This window comes from Spiroplasma endosymbiont of Lariophagus distinguendus (assembly GCF_023846195.1).
In the GTDB taxonomy this organism is placed as follows: Bacteria; Bacillota_I; Bacilli_A; order Mycoplasmatales; family VBWQ01; genus Spiroplasma_E.
Map to the genome: position 1 here is coordinate 1 of NZ_JALMUW010000141.1, position 896 is coordinate 896.

Sequence of the window (896 nt, forward strand, 5' to 3'; positions counted from 1 at the left end):
GTAAAAATGGATTTAGGATTATTAATATCTTTTGGAATAATAGGAACAGTAATTTGAATTTTATTAATACGCTTTGGAATTAGACATTGTCTTAAAAATAATGCTATGGGAGTGTTTATTTTATTCGTTACATTAAACATATTTGGTTTAGTTTTAGGATGGGCTATTTTATGAAATAATAAAAATTTTAGTAATAAAAAAGAAGAAGAAAAAATAAAAGAATTAGGAATTTTTAATATTTTAAATGATGAACAGAAAAAAAAGTTTGTGGAATTTGTTTTAAAGTTAAAGATAATCCTGAAACTATATGTACTAATTGTTTAAAAAAATTTGAAAAATAGCACTATAAATGCTATTTTTTGTTATAATTATATTATAAAAATTAAATAAAAATATATATGAAGTAATTAATAAAGTTAATAAGTTATTTTTTCAGCAATTCTAACTTAAAGATTATATTAATTATATCATAAATTTTTGCGTTTTTAAAGCATATGAAAGGAGATTTTTATGTGCAACAAGAAAAAATAAAAGTAAGAACAATTTTTAATGATGCAAAAGTCTTAAAACAAGAATTAGTAAATTATTTTACTCATTGTAATGATAATAAAGAAGTTCCTACAAAATTAGGTATGTTAATTTATTTAGATATAACAGAAAGTACTATTAGGACTTGAAAACAAAAAAAGAGAAATACTTTTTTACAACAAATTAATTGAGCGCATTCTCAAATTGAACACTTAAATTTACAAAGATATTTAACTTCTAATGCTAATACTTCATCATGATATTTAGAAAGAGCATATGTTAATAAATATCATTTATCAACTAAAATTGATATAAAGAATAGTGATAACGTCGCCCCTATAGCAATTAGTTTAGAAAATAAAGGAAAA

Annotated in this window: 2 protein-coding genes; both read left to right on the top strand. The window is 20.5% G+C overall.

The genetic code is table 4. The annotated features are described in order from the left end of the window. Positions 1-324 (top strand): hypothetical protein (locus M0D11_RS06160; protein WP_252321058.1); only part of this gene is annotated, 324 nt, incomplete at its 5' end. Positions 325-512: 188 nt separating this feature from the next. Next, the coding region (locus M0D11_RS06165; RefSeq protein WP_252321060.1) for a terminase small subunit at positions 513-896 on the top strand (384 nt) is incomplete at its 3' end.